This is a genomic window from Bacillus testis (assembly GCF_001243895.1).
Lineage (GTDB): Bacteria > Bacillota > Bacilli > Bacillales > DSM-1321 > Bacillus_AD > Bacillus_AD testis.
Window position 1 is genome coordinate 814584 of sequence record NZ_LN851186.1, and the last position, 19108, is coordinate 833691.

The window sequence follows — 19108 nt, forward strand, 5'->3', positions numbered from 1 at the left end:
TGATCCTATGATGGTATATTTTGAATATTAATAAGCTTTCGTTGCATGATCCTTATGGGCTTTTGTGATAAAAGCTATACATGTGTGTTGTTAAAACATATGTGTTTAATATGATTAATATCTCCTGAAAAGCAAGTGATGTGCGATTAAGCACTATTACTTGCTTTTTTTATTTGTCTAACTGGCATGGCACATAGGAGGCCGGCCCACAAAAAGGGTTTTCGCAGAATAATTTAATCTGCGAATAATTCTGTAAATATCGTAATTAAAGAAAATTTAATCATCCAAGATAGCGGCGTGGCATCGGCAGTGAATAAAAAAAGCCATGTGAAAAGATAGTACTTTAAATAATCTGTTTAACAAGGAAGTTCTTCCTGCTGTTGCAGATCAGGTTGAACAGTGTTCTTAGTCTGCGTCGTAAAATGTTTGAAATCATCAGCGGAAGGAAGGTCTAATGAGAATGAACGAAATATCGTACCGCCTTTCACAGGAACGGGCCCCCATTTACGAAGCATTGGAAGAGTTTAAGAAAAAACGGATTGTTCCGTTTGATGTACCCGGCCATAAACGAGGGAGAGGAAATCCCGAATTGACTGCATTTTTGGGTGAACAATGCGTCGGTGTAGACGTTAATTCGATGAAGCCTCTGGATAATTTATGCCATCCGGTGTCGGTGATCAAGGAGGCTGAACAGCTGGCAGCACAGGCTTTTGGTGCGGCGAATGCTTTCTTTATGGTGAACGGCACCACATCTGCCGTACAGGGCATGGTGCTGACGGCCTGCAAGAAAGGCGACAAAATTATTCTTCCCCGGAATGTGCACAGAAGTGTGATCAATGCTCTTGTCCTGTGTGGTGCGGAGCCTGTATATGTCAATCCGGAAACTGATTCGCGGCTTGGAATCGCTCTCGGAATGTCGATCAGCCAAGTTGAAAAAGCGATTGTGGAAAATCCGGATGCTAAGGCCATCTTGGTGAATAACCCGACCTATTATGGCATCTGTTCGGACCTTCGCAGCATTGTGCAACTGGCACACAAGCACCATATGCTCGTGTTGGTTGACGAGGCGCATGGAACACATTTGTATTTCGGCGAAAACCTGCCCATCTCCGCCATGGCTGCAGGAGCCGACATGGCATCGGTGAGCATGCATAAATCAGGCGGCAGCCTGACGCAGAGTTCTTTTCTTTTGATGGGCCCTTCCGTGAATGCGGGATATGCCCGGCAAATTGTCAATTTGACACAAACGACGAGCGGTTCCTATTTGTTGTTATCGAGCTTGGATATTTCCCGCAGAAATCTTGCTTTGAATGGGAAGGCCATATTCTCGCAGGTAACGGAACTGGCAGAATACGTTCGCAGTGAAATCAATCAGCTTGGCGGTTATTATGCTTTTTCGAAAGAGTTGATAAACGGTGACAGCATTTATGATTTTGATGTGACGAAGCTTTCCGTCCATACATTGGACATTGGACTTGCCGGAATTGAAGTGTATGACCTGCTGCGTGATGAATATGATATCCAGATTGAATTTGGAGATATCGGCAATATTCTTGCATATGTATCGGTGGGCGACAGAAAACGGGATGTGGAGCGGCTGATTAGTGCGCTTTCTGAAATCAGAAGGCTGCATGGCAAGGATAAAACAGGCTTGTTCACCCAAGAATATATTGATCCCCAAGTGGTTACGACCCCGCAGCACGCTTTTTATGCAGAAAAGGAATCCTTGCCGATCCGCGAAACAGCCGGCCGGGTCTGCAGTGAGTTTGTGATGGCCTATCCTCCAGGCATACCGATTTTGGCGCCAGGGGAGAAAATAACCAATGAAATTATTGAATATATCCAATACTCAAAAGAAAAAGGCTGTTCGATGACAGGTCCTGAGGATCTTCAAATTGAACGTCTGAATGTACTGAAAGGAGTGTGACAGCATGGACTTATGGTTCAGTGAACGGCACACGCCCAATGTGAAGCTTTCTATAAAAGTGGATAGGCATTTATACAGTGAACAAAGTGAATTTCAGCGGATCGATGTCTTTGATTCCAAAGAATTCGGGCGCTTTTTGACTTTGGATGGCTACATGATGCTGACGGAAAAGGACGAGTTTATCTATCATGAGATGATTACCCATGTACCGATGGCTGTCCATCCTGATCCGCGCCGCGTATTGGTGATTGGCGCAGGAGATGGCGGAGTCGTGAGAGAGCTGAGTTCATACCGGAATATCGAACAGATTGATCTGGTGGAAATCGATGAACGAGTTATTGAAGTGTGCAAAACGTATCTGCCTCAGACCGCTTGCCGCTTGGATGATCCTAGGGTACATATCCACTGTGAAGACGGCTTGAAGTTTATCCGCTCATGTGAAGACCAGTATGATTTGATCATTGTCGATTCGACTGATCCGTTCGGCCCGGGGGAAGGTTTATTCACCAAGGAATTTTACGGAAGCTGCTATAAGGCGCTTCGCGAGGATGGAATCATGGTTAATCAGCATGAAAGCCCGTTTTACGCAGATGATGTGGCAGCCATGCAGAGAGCGCATCAGCGGATTGCCGAATGCTTTCCAATCAGTTCTGTCTATCAGGCCCATATTCCGACCTATCCATCAGGGCATTGGTTGTTTGGGTTTGCTTCGAAAAAATATCATCCTGTGTCTGATATGAACACTGCGGCATGGATGCAATTGGGGATTAAAACGCGTTATTACAATACTAGGCTGCATGCCGGCGCGTTTGCCCTGCCGACTTATGTAGAGGAGTTGCTTAGCGATGTTGAATAAAAATATTGAAACATTCATTGGCTGCGAGGCAGAGTATAAAGAAGCTGATATTGTCCTGTACGGCGTTCCTTTTGATGGGACTACGTCATTCCGGCCGGGGACGCGCTTCGGTCCCAAGGCGATCCGTTCTGAATCCTTCGGGCTAGAAACATACAGCCCCTATCAAGATAAGGACCTAATGGATCTATCCGTTTTTGACAGCGGGGACTTGGAATTATGCTTTGGCAATGCTGAGCGGGTGCTTGCCGATATTGAAGAGCGTGCCGCAAAAGTACTGGAGGACGGGAAGCTGCCTTTTATGATTGGCGGTGAACATCTTGTCACATTGGGAGCCGTCCGGGCTGCGGCGAAAAAACACCCTGGCCTGCACATCATCCACTTTGATGCGCATACCGATTTACGTGAAGAGTATCTGGGTGAAAAGCTTTCACATGCTTCGGTCATCCGCAGATGCCATGATATTTTAGGCGACGGGCGCATCCATCAGTTCGGTATCCGTTCAGGGGACCGGAGCGAGTTTGAATGGAGCGCTGAGGGCCATGTGTCCACAAATAAATTCAATTTCAACGGTTTGGAAGAAACAGTCGCTCTAATCGGCGATCAACCGGTTTATCTGACCGTCGACCTGGATGTGCTCGATCCGTCGGTCTTTCCGGGAACGGGAACGCCGGAAGCAGGAGGGGTAACATTCCCTGAGCTTTTGGACGCCATTCTGATGGTTTGCAACGGTTCGAATATTGTCGGCTGCGACGTGAATGAATTATCGCCGACATACGATCCGAGCGGCGTGTCGACGGCGACTGCCTGCAAGGTGGTCCGTGAACTGCTATTAGCATTAAAGAAATAAATATAAAAATAGATAGGGATGGGAGATAGAAATATGGGAAAAGCACTTATTATCGGTTGTGGGGGAGTGGCATCTGTGGCCATCCACAAATGTTGCCAAAACAGCGAGGTCTTTGAGGAAATCTGCATTGCAAGCCGGACGAAGTCCAAATGTGATGAACTCAAAGCAAAATTGGATGGTGGGCAGACAAAAATAACAACTGCCCAGGTGGATGCGAATAATGTCGATGAGTTAATCGCATTGATTGAAGAAGTTAAACCTGATATTGTCATGAATCTAGCTTTGCCGTACCAGGATCTTACAATCATGGATGCTTGCTTGGCGACAAAAACGAATTATATGGATACAGCGAACTATGAACCGGAAGACACAGCAAAATTCGAATACAAATGGCAATGGGATTACCGTGAACGCTTTGAAGAAGCAGGGATCACGGCGCTATTGGGAAGCGGATTCGACCCGGGCGTAACAGGCGTATTTTCTGCACACGCACTTAAACACCATTTTGACGAAATCGAATACATCGATATTCTTGATTGCAATGCGGGTGACCATGGCTATCCTTTTGCGACTAACTTCAACCCGGAAATCAACATCCGCGAAGTAACCGCAAACGGCAGCTACTGGGAGGACGGCCAATGGGTAGAGACAGAACCGATGGAAATCAAACGGGTCTATAACTTCCCGGAGATTGGCGAAAAGGATATGTATCTGTTGCACCATGAGGAAATCGAATCGCTTGCGCTGAATATCCCTGGCATTAAACGGATCCGTTTCTTCATGACATTCGGCCAAAGTTATCTGACGCATTTGAAATGTTTAGAAAATGTCGGCATGACTTCCATCGAACCAATTGAATTCGAAGGAAAACAAATTATTCCGCTTCAGTTCCTAAAGGCTGTTCTGCCTGATCCTTCTTCTCTTGGACCGCGTACAAAAGGGAAAACAAACATCGGCTGTATTTTCCGCGGCAAGAAAGACGGCAAAGATAAAACTTATTATGTTTACAATGTGTGCGACCATGAAGCATGTTACCGGGAAGTGGGTTCTCAGGCTGTTGCCTATACAACGGGTGTCCCTGCGATGATCGGGGCCATGTTGCTGATGAACGGCACTTGGAATAAAGCGGGCGTTTACAATATTGAGGAATTCGATCCAGATCCATTCATGGATGCTTTAAACAAATGGGGTCTGCCTTGGAAAGAAAGCTTTGATCCGGAGCTAGTGGACTAAAGATGAGATTCGAAGAGTTACCGACTCCCAGTTATGTAGTAGATGAACCGCTTCTGGAAAAGAACCTGAAAATCCTGAATGGGGTCATAGAACGCACAGGATGCCGAATTATTTTAGCCCAAAAAGCATATGCCTTATATGCGACATATCCGATGATTGCGCGCTATTTGAACGGTACGGCTGCCAGCGGATTATACGAGGCCCGGCTTGGCTATGAGGAGATGGGGAAAGAAAATCATGTCTTTTCCCCGGCCTATAGGGAAGATGAGATAGATGAAATCATTTCGCTTTGCGACCATATCATTTTCAATTCCTTTTCACAACTTGAAAAGTTCGGAGATAAAGTCCGCCAAGCTGGCAAACAGGCGGGGCTGCGGATTAATCCCGAATGCTCCACGCAAGAAGGCCACGGTATGTATGACCCTTGCTCTCCCGGATCACGCTTCGGTGTGACGTTGGAACATTTTCGGCCTGAATTGCTTGAAGGCGTTTCGGGCCTGCATTTCCATACATTATGCGAGCAGGGAGCAGATGCTTTGGCAGCAACACTTGATGCGGTCGAAGAAAAATTCGGCGAATGGCTGCCGCAAATGAAATGGATCAATTTCGGTGGCGGCCACCATATCACCAAAGAAGGTTATGATATCGAATTGCTTGAGGATTGCATTAAGCGTATGCAGGACCGCTACGGTTTGCTTGTTTACCTTGAGCCTGGAGAAGCCATTGCCTTGAATGCAGGCTTCTTGGTTACAACTGTGCTGGATACACTTAAAAACGGAATGGATATTGCCATTGTCGATACATCCGCCTCCTGCCATATGCCTGATGTGCTGGAAGTTCCTTATACCCCGCCTTTAATCGGTTCCGGGGCAGCAGGGGAAAAACCATATACGTATCGTCTGGGAGGCCCCACTTGTTTAACCGGCGATATTATCGGAGACTATTCTTTTGACCGTCCCCTTAAGAATGGAGACCGCTTGGTTTTTGGCGACATGGCTATTTATTCGATGGTGAAGAATAATACCTTCAATGGCATGGCGCTGCCGGCCATTGCTATTCGGGACAAAGAGGGCAATTGCCGGATTCAGCGTGCTTTTGATTACACAGATTTTAAGCAGCGTCTTTCTTAATGAAAGACGGAGGCATAATAAAACAGCCCCTTGACGGTACATGCCGGCAAGGGGCTGTTTACGTTTTTTTAGAAAGCAATTGATAAGAAACAGATTGAGGAAAAGCATCCTAAAATTTCTCCTTGTTAATAACCTAAGAGACATTATCAGCTTGTGGGTGATTCTACTAGCTCCCATCCAATAGAAAAGCTATAATTTCGGTAGACTAGACAAAAAATGGGAGGCAGATGGAGTGAAAAAGACGATAGGTGTTCTGGCGCATGTCGATGCGGGCAAGACGACGTTCGCAGAGCAGCTTTTATATCATACGAACAGCATAAAACAGAGAGGGCGTGTAGACCATAGGGATGCTTTTCTTGATTGCCATGAGATTGAAAAGGAGAGAGGCATCACCGTTTTTGCGGAGCAAGGCATCATGTCTTATAACGGTTCAACTTACTATTTGATCGATACGCCAGGACATGTCGATTTTTCGCCCGAGATGGAAAGATCCGTACAGGTAATGGATTATGCGATTGTGATTGTTTCAGCTGTTGAAGGGGTGCGCGGCCATACAGAAACGGTTTGGCAATTGCTCAGGAAGCATAAGGTGCCTACTTTTTTCTTTATCAATAAGATGGACCGGACTGGGGCTGATGTGGAGAAAGTGCTGGATGAAATCAGAAATGATTTGACGCCCCATGCATGCGACGTAACGACAGCCTTCCATAAAGGAGAAATGCGGGAAGAGTTGATTGAGTTCCTGGCTGAAAGAGACGAGGGGCTGTTCGATGCCTATTTAGAAAAAGGATACGAGCCGGATATATGGCTTAATGCGATGGTCCGGCTGGTGAAAGAAGGGAAGGTATTCCCATGCTGCAGCGGTTCTGCTCTCATGGACCAGGGAATCAGTGATTTTCTGGAAAAAATGGACAGGCTGACGGAGACAGCGTATTCGGTGGATTCCCCTTTTTCGGCAATCGTCTATAAAATTCGGCATGATGAACAGGCTGTAAGAACCACCTTCTTAAAAGTGTTGAGCGGAAAAATCCAGGTACGCGATGACATCCATTATAGAGGGAAAATGGAAAAGGTCACTGGACTGCGGAAGTATAATGGGCGTACATATGAACAAGTGAACCATGCAGAAGCAGGCGATCTCATCGGAGTGATCGGCATAACCAGCGCTTCAGTCGGCGAAGGGATCGGCAGCTTGTTGGAAAATGCCCGATATGAAATGATCCCAGCCTTAAAATCGAAAGTCAAGATTGGCGGGGCTGTCCATCCGAGAGAGGCGCTGAAGTGTTTCAGGATGCTCGGCGAGGAAGATCCATCATTGAATGTGATTTGGGAGGAACGCCATCAGGAGATTCATATTCATGTGATGGGAATGATCCAGCTGGAGGTTCTGAAGAAGATCATTAAAGACCGGTTCCGCTTTGAGGTTGAATTTGAGGAGCCGACCATCCTCTATAAAGAAAGCATTGCGGGCACGGCTTTCGGCTATGGCCATTTTGAACCCTTAGGGCATTATGCGGAAGTCCATCTGCGGCTTGAGCCTGGGGAGAGGGGCAGCGGAATCGTTTGGGAAAATGAATGCCATGCCAACGATCTAAGTATCGGCAACCAAAACCTGGTGCGCCACCATCTTCTTGAAAAAGAACATAGCGGTTTGCTGACAGGATCGCCTCTTACGGACATGAAAGTGACACTGCTGACAGGCAAAGCGCATAATAAGCATACATCCGGAGGAGACTTCCGGGAAGCAACTCTCAGAGCGCTTAGACAGGGACTGGAAAAAACGGAAAGTATCCTGCTGGAGCCATATTATTCTTTTAAAATAAAGGTTGGATTGGATCAATTAGGAAGGGTTCTTTCCGACATTCAAAGTGCCCACGGAACATTCGATGCACCGCTTACCGAAGGGGAAAAAGCGGTGATCACAGGAAAAGCACCGGTTTCGACTTTCATGGCCTACAGTATGGAACTGGCTTCCTTCACACAGGGAACAGGCACTATTTCGATGAAGATGGGCGGCTATGGTTCCTGCCATAATCCCGAGGAAGTCAAAGAACGGATTGGTTATGATAAAAATGCAGATCCTGACTATAGCTCATCCTCTATTTTTTGTTCCAAAGGGCAGGCCTATTCTGTGGATTGGATGCATGCGGATGAACAAATGCATGCGAAGTAAAGGATCAACAGCCTACCTATTCATTAAGCCTTGAAGCGATAATCGTTTCGGGGCTTTTTTTATTCCGTTCGAACTGCCGCTATGGCTCCCGCTTATCCATGGGAGGAGGCACAGCGGCAGATTGAGCGTTAGTAAAAACGAAGGTCCGTTTAATGAATGAAAACCTCAAACCTTATAAAGCTTCACTTTATAAGGTTGTTTAATAGGATACGAGCCCGCTTTTTTTACCTATTTTTATTGTTTTCGTATAAAACAGGCTGTTTACATAGTACTTTGTCGACCCATGACACATATAAATACAGGGAATATATAATAGGAGGGAAAGAACACATGAGTAACGTCATGTTCAATCGTCTAGAAGGAAAAGTAGTAAAAGTCGATAGAGGAGGCCCTGAATCCCGCACAGGAAAGATCATTGCGGTCAGAGATGATTATTTCGCCATGGTGACAAAGGAAGACGGCCTTATTTTCTATCAGCCTCATCACATAAAAAGTATTACCAAGAGTATCAGATCAGGGTTTGGCTTTAATGAAGATTTGGCCGATCAAGTGCTATTTACGGCTCCCGACAATTTTCACCAGCTATTGCACGTATTGAAGAATCGCTGGTTAAAGATTAATCGGGGAGGAAAAGAAAGTGTGGAAGGTCGCTTAAAGGGAGTCAAGAACGGCTACCTTACCATTGCATCCCACAATGAGATCCTAAAGGTATCCTTGTTCCATGTCCGCAACATCTCAGTCGGCATGCCGAAAAGGGAAAAAAACGAAGAGCAAGACCAAAAAGGTGAAGGCAAAGATAAAGGCAATAAAGGCGAGAGCAAAAACGAGAGCAAAAATGAGAGCAAAAACGAAAGCAAAAACAAAAACGAAAGCAAACATGAAAGCAAAAACGAAAGCCAAAAATCCAGCGGCAAGAGCTCTAAAAAGAAATAATTCCTTTAGGGTGCAAAACGCAGGTATATATGCTTCATCCTGTACAAGCTTCCCAGTGTTTATTCCATGAGAAAGGAGAGAAATGAAGTTGAATATATTAAGAAAGTTAATCGGAGAAATTGTACAGACCGAATTAGCTGGGAAGAAAATGATCATCGGAGTAGTAATAGATATCGGCAGTGATATTATCGTCCTTTTTAATGGCAAAGAATACGTGTATCTTCCATGGGTTCATATAAAAAATATCACAATTGGAAAAGAATCCGATATTGACATTCCTTTCCCGAATGATGCACCGGGGTTCCAATGGGAAGAAAACATTTCCTTCAGAAAGGTTCTCACAATGGCAAAAGGCATATTGGTAGAGATATCTGTTTCAGGTGAAGAAACAATCACCGGCTATATTACTAGCATTATGAATAACTATTTCTCTTTTTATTCGCCGCTGTATAAAACGATGTATATTTCCATGAACCATCTGAAATGGCTGATTCCCCATTCTACCTATCAAAAGCCCTTTGGCCTAAAGAATCATGAGCTAACCGTACAGCCTTCGCAGTTGACATTGGCCCGTACCTTTGAAGTGCAAATTGAGAAGATGAAAGATTCTTTAGTTGTATTCAATACCGGTGAACCTGGAAATATAAAAGGAAAAATCCATGCAGTGGAAGGAAATATCATTGAAGTGATTTCTGCCAAAAATAAGTCCATCTATTTGACGTTCCCACATATAAAATCAGTTTATGGGATTCAGTAGACTGGAAGGTGAAAAAGCCTATTCATCGAGATAGGCTTTTTATATTTCACAATAAGAATCCACCGATAAAAAGCAGATCATTTTCTTCTGGGGTTTGGATGATCCACGTGCCGGAGTGCGAATAAAGAGGGGTAACAACGATATGAGGCCCTAGCATAATGGCAAAAGGAGCAAGCAAAAAATGCAAAATATGTCTGGTTTCGTAATTCCTTTCGATTACAATCACTCCATTCTAAAATACCTTGGTTAAAACAACTAAGATCCACATGAATAATTCACATAATATACCTGTTAATCTATTTTGAATAACGGATATTGTATTTAATGTGGATATGGACAAACAGATACAGGCGCCAACTTTCATTACTCATACTTTTTGATGCATCCACATATGGTATAGAAAAAAGACAGGAGAATAAAACATGCGAAGTAAACAAGATATTTGCAAGGAATTCGGCGCCATCCTTAATGGAAAAAGTGAGCTGAAGAATGATACCTGTTCCGTCCATTTCCGCAGAAACTTTAAGGCTTCTGTCCAAGGAGTGCCCAGCCAGTCTGTTTTGCCGGCCGATGTGTTGTTTGAATCGCTGGATCAGCAGGGGAATGCACTTAATCTTGTAGAGATTGCTTTGTTGCAGGAAGAGGTGCCATCCTTTTTGTATTCGGTTTCGTCTCAAGGCTTAATCGTCTCTGCTCTCCATAATCATTGGCTTTATACAGATCCAGTTATTATGTATCTACATATCCAATCGGTTGAGCCTCCCCTTCAATTTGCGAGAAAGATGGCGCAGGCTTTTCGGTTCTTGTCCAGTCCGCTTATTTCTGAGTGATTATTCTTACTTTTTAAAAGGGATATCTTTTCGTTGACTCAAAGTGGCTCTCGTTGTTACAATGCTTGAAACGGTAAACCACAATAATACCTATCTTATGAACAATGAAATAGATATACTCGTATAATTTTGGAGATATGGTCCAAAAGTTTCTACAAACTACCAATGCAATAGTTCGGCTACGAGAATAGTAGGATGCAGTATCTTTGCCATTGCAACGCATAGGATAGGGATGCTGCATTCGTATACTTTTTAGACATAGGGAATCCTCTCCCTATTACTATTCTTCCTTGCCATTAATCACCTAGGAGGAAGAACAATGAATATCCCAACACTTACAGAAAATATTAAGGCAGCCCGCAATGATATTTTGCCGGAGCTTGTCATCAAAAATGTGAAATTCGTCAATGTTTTCAGCGATGAAATCGAACAAGCAGATGTTGCTGTCCATAATGGGCGTTTTGTCGGCATTGGCCGTTATAAAGGCATAAAAGAAATAGATGGTACGGCATATACCATGGTGCCTGGCTTGATTGATGCCCATGTGCATATTGAATCAAGCATGCTTTCGCCTTCACAATTCCAAAAAGCGGTGCTGCCTCGCGGGATTACAACCATTGTGACCGATCCCCATGAGATTGCCAATGTTACTGGGACTGAGGGCATTCGTTGGATGCTTGATGACAGTAAAGATTGTATGCTGAATTACCATTTTCAGCTGCCTTCCTGTGTGCCGGCAACTTCCTTTGAAGATAACGGAGCGACGCTGACAGCCAAGGACCTCGAACCTTTCTATCAGGACGAGCTGGTGTTGGGTCTTGCGGAAGTGATGGATTTTCCGGCAGTCCTGAATGCGCGTACCGATATGATGGAGAAACTGCACGGTGCCATTTCCCATGGTGTGCCGATCGATGGACATGGAGCAGGTTTGAGCGGCAATGATATCAATGTTTATCTGACAGCAGGCATCACAACCGATCATGAATGCGTAAAGCCGGAAGAAATGATAGAACGGGTCCGCAGAGGCATGTATGTCATGCTTCGTGAAGGTTCGGCCGCCCGCAATCTCCATGAACTTTTGAAGGGCTATTCCAAGGAAATATCAAATCGCCTGTTATTCTGCACAGATGATAAACATATCGATGATCTGCTGGAAGAAGGCAGTATCGATTATCATGTCCGTGAATGTCTAAAAGAGGGAATCGATATCTATTCTGTCATGCGGATGGCTTCCTTGAATGCAGCGCAATGCTATGGCCTAAAAGGGAAAGGGGCGATTGCTCCCGGATATGATGCTGACTTCATTCTTTTGAATGATTTAGAAACGTTTGCTGTGGAGTCTGTTTTCGTCGCAGGGAAGCAATACGAGGAAGAGGCCGCAACAAGGGAAACTGAACATTTTGAGAACACTGTACGATTGGGCAGTTATCACAAAGGGCTTTTGGCTTTGCCAATGTCCGGAGACCAAGCGCGCGTCATTGAAGTGATGCCCAATTCGATTGTAACAAAGAATAGCCAAACCACTGTAAAGGTGGAAAACGGGCTATTCGTATCCGATCCAGCAACCGATTGCATTAAAATGGCCGTTGTGGAACGCCACAAAGGGACAGGCTCAGTCGGTGTCGGAATCGTTAAGGGATTCCAGTTGAAAAAGGGCGCCATTGCTACAACCATCGCCCATGATTCCCATAATATCATTTGCATTGGCACAAATGATGATGATATGGATGCAGCAATCCGTGAATTGGAATCCATCGGGGGAGGCATCACCATTGCATGCAATGGCGAAATTTTGGCGTCGCTATCGTTGCCAGTGGCAGGATTGATGACAACTGTTTCACCGCAAGAGCTGAATGAAAACTACAGTGAATTACTGGAAGCCCTTGATACACTGGGCATCACCACTGAGTTTTCGCCTTTATTGACACTGTCATTCTTAGCGCTGCCTGTGATCCCTTCACTGAAACTGACAAATCAAGGTTTGTTTGATGTAGATACATTCCAATTTGTCGAAGTGAGTTTATAAAGAAAAAAGCGGCAAAGCCCCTAAGCGAGGGAGTTGCCGCTTTTTTGTTATTCCATTGAAAACTTGAGAGCAATATCGCCATCATGGGATTTTACTTGCAACCTATTTTGGCTGTCCGTTGTGGAAGATACGTTTCCCTCATATGCTTTATTATTGACTACAATGTCGCCATCTTTTGAGCTTAACATATAAGAGAGCTCTTTTGGATTAGCTGCTGTTTGCAGTGACACGTCTCCATACGATGATATAATCTCTGTTTCTCCTTTAAGGGAGCCTTTCACTGTTATATCCCCATCATTGCTTTTCATTTTCAACCCGTTACTAGTGATTTTTTGGATAGCCGTATCGCCATATTTAGTTGAAAAAGAGGCTTTCGATACGTTGATATTTGAAAGGTTCATATCACCGTCGTTTGTTGTTCCTGTCAGATGATTCGAATGGATATGTTTCAGGCCAGAATCTCCGTATTCATTTTTGAAAACCAATTCCTCAGCTTTAATACTAGCTAAAGATAGATCGCCATCGTGGCTGTTCAGTTTGATTGAATCGCTTGAAATACCCTTCATCCGGGTATCTCCGTATAGATTATTGATCTCAAGCGTTTGGGCTTTTAAATCAGCCAAAGACAGATCGCCGTCATGGCTGTTAATGTTCATGGAATCACTTGAAATCCCTTCGATGCGGGTGTCTCCATAACGATTGGCAAGCTTGAAGGACAGAAGCGATTGTTTGTTTGGCACATACACTTTTATATATGCCGAGTCGTTAGCGGTGAGACCAATTCCGAATGAATACTTGGATGGCCGTTTGTACTGGATATATAATGTGCCGTTCTCCACTTTGCAGCTCCATTTTTGCTTTGACGGATACTTTATTTCCACTTTGTATGAATCAGATGGCACGAATGCAATATTGGCATTATTTATTTGTCCATCGACTTTATTGAATGCATCCAGTGGTATTGTTTTGGTTTTCATCTCACGGTTGTTATTCACCTCTAATGATCGGCCTGTAAACGTAAGACTATAGTGGGCACCATTAAAATAACCGATTGCAGCAAGGATCATACCAAAGACAATAAGGCTGCTGGCAATAAGATAAAGTACTTTCGTTCTGGTTTTCACGGCTTCCGTCCACCTTTCTGTCTGTTGGTTAATTGATCGAATTGTTTTTTAAACCACTTGGCAATAGACCTGCTAATGGCTTTTGTTACAACTAAAAGAGGATGGAAAAGCAAAAGCCCGATGCCGGCCATCGCCATTCCCGTTCCAATGAAAAGAAGCGCCGTGGGTACGTGGCTGAAAATAACCCCAAATCCCGCAGCTATGCTGGCGAGACCGCCGGCAATAAGGCTGATCATGACACTGAAAAAAGCCAGTATAAAAGCAGCCCCGCAAACAAGGACGGCTAAAAGCAGGGCAATCACACTCACTGCAATGGGAAGGGCTATGGGGGAAGCCAGTATTGCCAGCAGGATAAACCAGATAGCAGATATTCCTTTTTTGGCGGAAGCCGGATCATTATCCATATGTTTGACAGCGTAATCTGCCAGGATGGTAGATGCTACGGCTGATGGCGATCCTAGCCGTTTAAGCACTGCCTGTTCATTTTCTTGGCCAGCCTCATCAAAGTATTCAGCGTAATAATCGAGGGCTGCCTCGATTTCCTCTTGGGGAAGCTTGTGCAATTTTTTTCGCAGCGCCTCTAAAAACCGGTGTTTATTCATTTTTTAATCCTCCCGACATGACCATATCGATTTTTTGCTTATAATCCAGCCATTCTTTGTACAGTTCTTCGTATTGCTTTAAGCCGGCCTCCGTAATCCGATAATACCTGCGGTTTCGGCCTTGAAATGGTTGATCATACGTGGAAAGATAATTACTTTTCTGTAAACGGCGCAGAACCGGATAGAGAGTAGACTCAGAGATATCCATTATTTCTCTTACTTGCTGTGTCAATGAATAACCATAAGCATCCTCCTTCGCCAAAATGGCCAATACGCATGCATCAAGAAGTGCTGATCCCAGCTGAAACCCCATCTTTACACCTCCACTTATATTATTTTGGTTCTCATATTATATGTCATATAGTATGTGTTGTGATATATTATATGGCGTATAGGATAAAAGTGTCAAATAATTTCAGAATTTTATTCGCTTCATGCGATATAATCTATGTATAAGGCAAAACAAAAAAGCTGATCCGATGCCGAATCAGCTTTTATTTTGCCTTATTGGCTTTGATGCTTTTTAATGACATATTCGAGAATGCCGGGAAGTTCTTCAAAGGCAAACGGGAGGTAAAGCCGCTCTGTTTTTTTATGGGCATCCTTTCCGATAGGGCCGATGTTCAGGACAGGGGCTTTTAAAGCAGCCATCTCTGCGAATGGGATATGGTACAGCTCCCGTTCTCCGGGCATATTTCGGTCAAATGCTTCCATGGAGGATAAGGGAGCCTGCAACAACGCATAGCTTAGGTCTGAAATGCCATTAAAATAATCGATTGATTGCAATGTATGCCCATACGTTTCTTTGGTGAATGTAATGAGCGACTGGGAAAGTTCTTCAATTAATGGGTCGTTGCCTGTCTGAACAGCAGGATAGTAAGGCGGTGCAAAGAAAAGGACAATCATGGGCGCTAACTCCTGGCATAGTATGGATATTTGATCCACGACATCAATCGCTTGCGCCCGGTTGTCTCCTACACGTTTCTTTGCTACAAAATGTTCAATTCCAGCGATATAGTCGGTTCCGGCTTTTTGACAGGCATACGAGCGAAGCTCTTGATATGAAAGGACGCGGATCGAAGGCGCCTTTCTAGTATCCACACCAAATCTTTTATACTTATCGGCCATAAACGCCTCCATTTTGTTTACGGCTTCAGCTGCTGCCCCTTTCATAAGCTCCATAACATCCTCAGGGTTCTTTTCCATTAAGAAAAAATTATACATCGAAACAGAACGATGTGGAATTTGTGTTGAATATTCTTCTTTTAGATCTTTTTGCCACAGGATGGTGGGAGGAGGGCAAGTTTGGGTGCGGCTTGTTTCACAGAGTTTTTCATTCCATTCAACTTCTTGGGAAAGCATCGATGACATCCAAGCTGCATTTACGCCGGATAAAGGTTCGCCTACATGGGTTTCTTTGCCGAAACACAGGGCGCTGGGCATAATTTTGCCGATTGATCCTGTGTAAAAATAATACTGATTGTCTCCTGGTTTTTGAGAGAACATCGGCTCCGAGTTCAGGAAAAGGGTATATGCTAAATGGTGCTGCTTAGCTAATTCATTTATTTTTGGGATTGCTTCCCGCATGCCGACGGAATTGACTTCTTCATCGGGAACGGTCAATAACAATAAGTTAATTTCCCATTCTTCAATAGCTGCTTTTTCGAGCAGCGACATATGCTGTACAAGGCCGCATTTCATATCCATTGTCCCTCGGCCGAATAGCCATTCATCTGTTTCTAAATCCGCACGTGCATCTTCGGGAAGCAATTCCTTGCGTCGATGCCATTCAGCTGTCAGTTCGTCCGGACGGAATGCAAGATGCTTCAGGTCACCAAAATCCTCGACATCTACAACATCAAAGTGTGAAATCAGCACAACCGTCTTTTTGGCAAGAGGATGCCGATATAAAGCGGTCAAAAAGGAACGGCCATCTGTTGTTAAATGATTCTGAAGGAGTTCAGGATGCTCCTGATAATAAGGAATATCCATCAAATGCTGGTGAATTCGCAGCGGCATAAATTTCTCTTGTTCGCTCAATGTAATACTTCCAACAGATACCAGATCGTTTAATAACGCTTTTAATTGCTGGGGTGTTTTCATGGAATAAGATGTCTTCATGATTTTATAGCTCCTTGTTCTATAATTTGTCTGAAGGATAATAGCTCTTTAGTAATAGTGTACAACTCTATCAAATTAAATGAAATTTCAATTAATTAAAATCGTATTCTTCATGGTTTGCATATAAAGCTAAAAAGGACAAACGCTAAAAAAGCGATTGTCCTTTCTGCCCCATTCTAACCGATTGGTTCAATAATCGGTGAGGGTGAATGAAAACTCCACCAATTAAAGCTTCACTTCATAGTTGTCCACAGTGAATATCACGCCCATATATGGATATGTCGTTTAAGACAAGGAGTTATGCACGTTTTATTCTATCTATTCACAATAATTCAGATAATTCTGTGTAAAACTGCAGTTATACACAGGCAATTAATAGGTCTTTCCGGCGTAATTGTTGATAACTAATATCTCCGTTAACTGCTAATAGGGCAGGTGGAATACTTCTCTTGCCAGTTCTGCGAAACGCGATTTGTTAATGACTTCCTGCTTTCGAATACCATTCAATGTCTGAGTGAAATTCTTTTCAGTCAATTTGATGCTGCCGTTCGGAACCAGCTGTGCGACAAGTTTCTTTTTATTGAATGGGGACAAAGGGTGGGTGGCGATTATGTCCTGAATGGCATTTAATTCTTTTTCTGAAATAACGATAGAAGGATCGAATGAATAACCGATTACCCAATCCGCTCTGTTGATCGGTTTCATTAGTAGCTGGTGCAGTGCCCCTTCTGCCTTGATGACACGGAATGTCCCTGTCGAGGAGTTGACTGGCTGGCCATTCATGGGAACTGGCAATAAAGGCAGGTTAATTCCAAAACCTGCATCCAATACGTATTCCTTTCCATGTATATTCAGTCCTATAAGGACGTGTGTTTGTCCGGTATCGCTCCAGTCATTGGTTTGTTGATTGTAGATTGTTCCCCGGAGCAGTTTCACATCCATTTTGTTTTCGGCTAAGAAATAATACAGTGAAGGGTTGATTTCATAGCATAGCCCGCCTTTATTCTCGAGTAAAAGTTTATGGCGAACCTCTTTTTTTGTGAGCGGATGCAGATTATGTTCCATGAGAGAGATATTTTCAAAAGGGATGGAGTATGCTGTATGTGCAAGAATGTCTGGAAGAGTGTCAAATGTAACGGGTGTATCGGCAGCCATGCCGATCCGTTGCAAGAAAAGGGTTGTATAATCCGTCAAAGCGATAGCCTCCGTTTCCGATTTGGCTGCGGCTTGGAGCGGCAGTCTAAAACAAGTATAGTCTTGATTGAATAGTGTCTGCAAATGAGATGCTGCTGCAAAGAAAAAGCAACCAGCGAATTAGAGCTGGTTGCTTCCTGTGATGTATTCCGTTCTGCCTGAGGAAATGAATGCTTTCAATCGCCGATTAACATTTCACTTTACTTCTTTGTGTATCCACCGGCGCGGTCTGCTTTTTTGAAATCTTTATTGTACAAAAATTCCTGCATGCTGCTTAAGGTCCTTTTTGTTTTTTCTTTTCGCTTCTTCTCCATGTAGATCACTCCTTTAATCGTCTATACTTCCATCATTTCCTAATCAAGACTAGGCCATACCATTTTGATAGAAGAAGGGCGATTTAGTTAATCGTGGAGGAGAGCGGCCAACGCTTTGGGTAGTGCCGGATAGGCAAATTTAAAGCCGTTATCCAAAAGCTTCTTGGGCAAGACACGTTGGCCTTTTAAGACAAGCATACTTTTCTCCCCCAATGCCAGCTTTAACATTGGTGATGGGACAGGCAGCCAATAGGGCCTATGCATGCTTGCTGCCGCCGTTTTACCGAATGCAGACATAGTGGCCGGGGCGGGTGCTGTAAAATTAACGGGACCTGAGATTTCTTTCTTTTCTAAACAGAATAAGGCTGCCCGGACAATATCATGTATGTGGATCCACGAAAGAAGTTGGCTGCCGCTTCCGATCGGTCCGCCGGCAAAGAGCTTAAAAGGCAGTAAGATCTGGGGCAAAGCACCTTGTTCTTTATCGAGTATGACGCCAAAACGCATAAAAACAGTCCGTATCCCCAACGTTTGCGCCTTGCTGGTGTTTTCTTCCCATTTATGGACGGTTTCTGATAAAAAATCAGAGGCAGGAAGGACATCCTCCTCCGTATATGTTTCTGTTTCTGACGTCCCATAATAACCGATAGCGCTGGCGTTCAAGAACACATCTGGCTTGCGGTCTAGTGCAGCCATTATTCTTCGCACCTCTGTGGTTGCTGTCATTCTGCTTTCTACTATGTCTTTTTTTCGCTTATCCGTCCATCTGCCGCTGTTTAAAGAAGTCCCGGCCAGATTGATCACAGCCTCTATATGCGGCAGTTGCTTCTCAGGCCGGTCGCCTTTGTTCAACCATTGAATGTAGGCCAGACCTGGCTTATCGGTTTTGTTTGAACGATTTCTTGTTAATATGTAGACGTCATGCCCTTGCTTCAGCAATTCCTCTGTAAGGGCTTTGCCCACAAATCCGCTTCCTCCAGCGATAGCAATATGCATCATTGATCCCTCCTTCAAAAATAGTGTATGCGCTGCAATAGGGTC

17 protein-coding genes and 1 riboswitch are annotated in these 19108 nt (G+C 44.2%); of the genes, 10 read left to right on the plus strand and 7 right to left on the minus strand.

What is annotated here, in order from left to right; genetic code table 11:
• Positions 1–454 precede the first annotated feature (454 nt).
• From BN1765_RS04475 to ade, 10 genes are all read left to right on the plus strand, one after another.
• Positions 455–1927, plus strand: a complete 1473-nt coding sequence (locus BN1765_RS04475; protein ID WP_050614038.1) for an aminotransferase class I/II-fold pyridoxal phosphate-dependent enzyme — start codon at positions 455–457, stop codon at positions 1925–1927.
• Between the two features lie 4 nt (positions 1928–1931).
• Complete coding sequence (gene speE / locus BN1765_RS04480) at positions 1932–2783, plus strand: polyamine aminopropyltransferase (RefSeq protein ID WP_050614039.1); 852 nt, start codon at positions 1932–1934, stop codon at positions 2781–2783.
• On the plus strand, positions 2773–3630 hold the full coding sequence (gene speB / locus BN1765_RS04485; protein WP_050614040.1) for an agmatinase: 858 nt from the start codon (positions 2773–2775) through the stop codon (positions 3628–3630). The genes speE and speB overlap by 11 nt, the downstream gene beginning before the upstream one ends.
• Positions 3631–3663: 33 nt before the next feature.
• Entirely contained in the window at positions 3664–4863 is a 1200-nt protein-coding gene (locus BN1765_RS04490) for a saccharopine dehydrogenase family protein (protein ID WP_050614041.1), read from the plus strand.
• Positions 4864–4865: 2 nt separating this feature from the next.
• Positions 4866–5993, plus strand: coding sequence for a carboxynorspermidine decarboxylase (gene nspC, locus BN1765_RS04495; RefSeq protein WP_050614042.1), 1128 nt, complete (start codon positions 4866–4868; stop codon positions 5991–5993).
• A 232-nt stretch (positions 5994–6225) separates the two neighbouring features.
• Entirely contained in the window at positions 6226–8166 is a 1941-nt protein-coding gene (locus BN1765_RS04500) for a GTP-binding protein (RefSeq protein ID WP_050614043.1), read from the plus strand.
• 330 nt (positions 8167–8496) lie between these two features.
• The gene (locus tag BN1765_RS04505; RefSeq protein ID WP_050614044.1) at positions 8497–9099 is read left to right on the plus strand and encodes a hypothetical protein; all 603 of its coding nucleotides are present in this window, start codon (positions 8497–8499) and stop codon (positions 9097–9099) included.
• 88 nt (positions 9100–9187) lie between these two features.
• A complete protein-coding gene (locus BN1765_RS04510) occupies positions 9188–9856 on the plus strand; it encodes a hypothetical protein (RefSeq protein ID WP_050614045.1) in 669 nt (222 codons plus the stop codon).
• Between the two features lie 422 nt (positions 9857–10278).
• Positions 10279–10686 carry a DUF1259 domain-containing protein gene (locus BN1765_RS04520; RefSeq protein ID WP_050614047.1) on the plus strand — a complete coding sequence of 136 codons (408 nt, stop codon included), beginning with the start codon at positions 10279–10281 and terminating at the stop codon, positions 10684–10686.
• A gap of 99 nt (positions 10687–10785) precedes the next feature.
• Positions 10786–10888, plus strand: a riboswitch (purine riboswitch).
• Positions 10889–11005: 117 nt separating this feature from the next.
• A complete protein-coding gene (ade, locus tag BN1765_RS04525) occupies positions 11006–12712 on the plus strand; it encodes an adenine deaminase (protein ID WP_050614048.1) in 1707 nt (568 codons plus the stop codon).
• A gap of 47 nt (positions 12713–12759) precedes the next feature.
• Here the strand turns inward: ade and BN1765_RS04530 are convergent, their stop codons facing one another.
• The 7 genes from BN1765_RS04530 to BN1765_RS04555 all read right to left on the minus strand — a co-directional run bounded on the left by BN1765_RS04530 (position 12760) and on the right by BN1765_RS04555 (position 19063).
• Positions 12760–13836, minus strand: coding sequence for a DUF4097 family beta strand repeat-containing protein (locus BN1765_RS04530; protein WP_050614049.1), 1077 nt, complete (start codon positions 13834–13836; stop codon positions 12760–12762).
• Positions 13833–14438: a DUF1700 domain-containing protein gene (locus BN1765_RS04535; protein ID WP_050614050.1), complete on the minus strand. Its 606-nt coding sequence runs from the start codon at positions 14436–14438 to the stop codon at positions 13833–13835. Before BN1765_RS04535 ends, BN1765_RS04530 begins: the two co-directional genes overlap by 4 nt.
• Positions 14431–14751, minus strand: a complete 321-nt coding sequence (locus BN1765_RS04540; protein ID WP_050614051.1) for a PadR family transcriptional regulator — start codon at positions 14749–14751, stop codon at positions 14431–14433. The genes BN1765_RS04535 and BN1765_RS04540 overlap by 8 nt, the downstream gene beginning before the upstream one ends.
• 191 nt (positions 14752–14942) lie before the next feature.
• A complete protein-coding gene (locus BN1765_RS04545; RefSeq protein ID WP_082195410.1) occupies positions 14943–16559 on the minus strand; it encodes a M20/M25/M40 family metallo-hydrolase in 1617 nt (538 codons plus the stop codon).
• Between the two features lie 423 nt (positions 16560–16982).
• Positions 16983–17837 carry an arylamine N-acetyltransferase family protein gene (locus tag BN1765_RS04550; protein WP_147554149.1) on the minus strand — a complete coding sequence of 285 codons (855 nt, stop codon included), beginning with the start codon at positions 17835–17837 and terminating at the stop codon, positions 16983–16985.
• 116 nt (positions 17838–17953) lie between these two features.
• Complete coding sequence (locus BN1765_RS19445) at positions 17954–18067, minus strand: YfhE family protein (protein WP_075050778.1); 114 nt, start codon at positions 18065–18067, stop codon at positions 17954–17956.
• Between the two features lie 87 nt (positions 18068–18154).
• Positions 18155–19063 (minus strand): TIGR01777 family oxidoreductase, encoded by a 909-nt coding sequence (locus BN1765_RS04555; RefSeq protein WP_050614053.1) that lies wholly within the window; start codon positions 19061–19063, stop codon positions 18155–18157.
• Positions 19064–19108 lie beyond the last annotated feature (45 nt).

What these genes read in the sequence shown, in the direction of transcription:
- ade (WP_050614048.1), top strand. Translation starts at nt 11,006, where the DNA reads ATGAATATCCCAACACTTACAGAAAATATTAAGGCAGCCCGCAATGAT.
- BN1765_RS19445 (WP_075050778.1), bottom strand. Translation starts at nt 18,067, where the DNA reads ATGGAGAAGAAGCGAAAAGAAAAAACAAAAAGGACCTTAAGCAGCATG.
- BN1765_RS04520 (WP_050614047.1), top strand. Translation starts at nt 10,279, where the DNA reads ATGCGAAGTAAACAAGATATTTGCAAGGAATTCGGCGCCATCCTTAAT.
- BN1765_RS04535 (WP_050614050.1), bottom strand. Translation starts at nt 14,438, where the DNA reads ATGAATAAACACCGGTTTTTAGAGGCGCTGCGAAAAAAATTGCACAAG.
- BN1765_RS04475 (WP_050614038.1), top strand. Translation starts at nt 455, where the DNA reads ATGAGAATGAACGAAATATCGTACCGCCTTTCACAGGAACGGGCCCCC.
- nspC (WP_050614042.1), top strand. Translation starts at nt 4,866, where the DNA reads ATGAGATTCGAAGAGTTACCGACTCCCAGTTATGTAGTAGATGAACCG.
- BN1765_RS04545 (WP_082195410.1), bottom strand. Translation starts at nt 16,559, where the DNA reads ATGAAGACATCTTATTCCATGAAAACACCCCAGCAATTAAAAGCGTTA.
- BN1765_RS04555 (WP_050614053.1), bottom strand. Translation starts at nt 19,063, where the DNA reads ATGCATATTGCTATCGCTGGAGGAAGCGGATTTGTGGGCAAAGCCCTT.
- speB (WP_050614040.1), top strand. Translation starts at nt 2,773, where the DNA reads ATGTTGAATAAAAATATTGAAACATTCATTGGCTGCGAGGCAGAGTAT.
- BN1765_RS04540 (WP_050614051.1), bottom strand. Translation starts at nt 14,751, where the DNA reads ATGGGGTTTCAGCTGGGATCAGCACTTCTTGATGCATGCGTATTGGCC.
- BN1765_RS04505 (WP_050614044.1), top strand. Translation starts at nt 8,497, where the DNA reads ATGAGTAACGTCATGTTCAATCGTCTAGAAGGAAAAGTAGTAAAAGTC.
- BN1765_RS04490 (WP_050614041.1), top strand. Translation starts at nt 3,664, where the DNA reads ATGGGAAAAGCACTTATTATCGGTTGTGGGGGAGTGGCATCTGTGGCC.
- speE (WP_050614039.1), top strand. Translation starts at nt 1,932, where the DNA reads ATGGACTTATGGTTCAGTGAACGGCACACGCCCAATGTGAAGCTTTCT.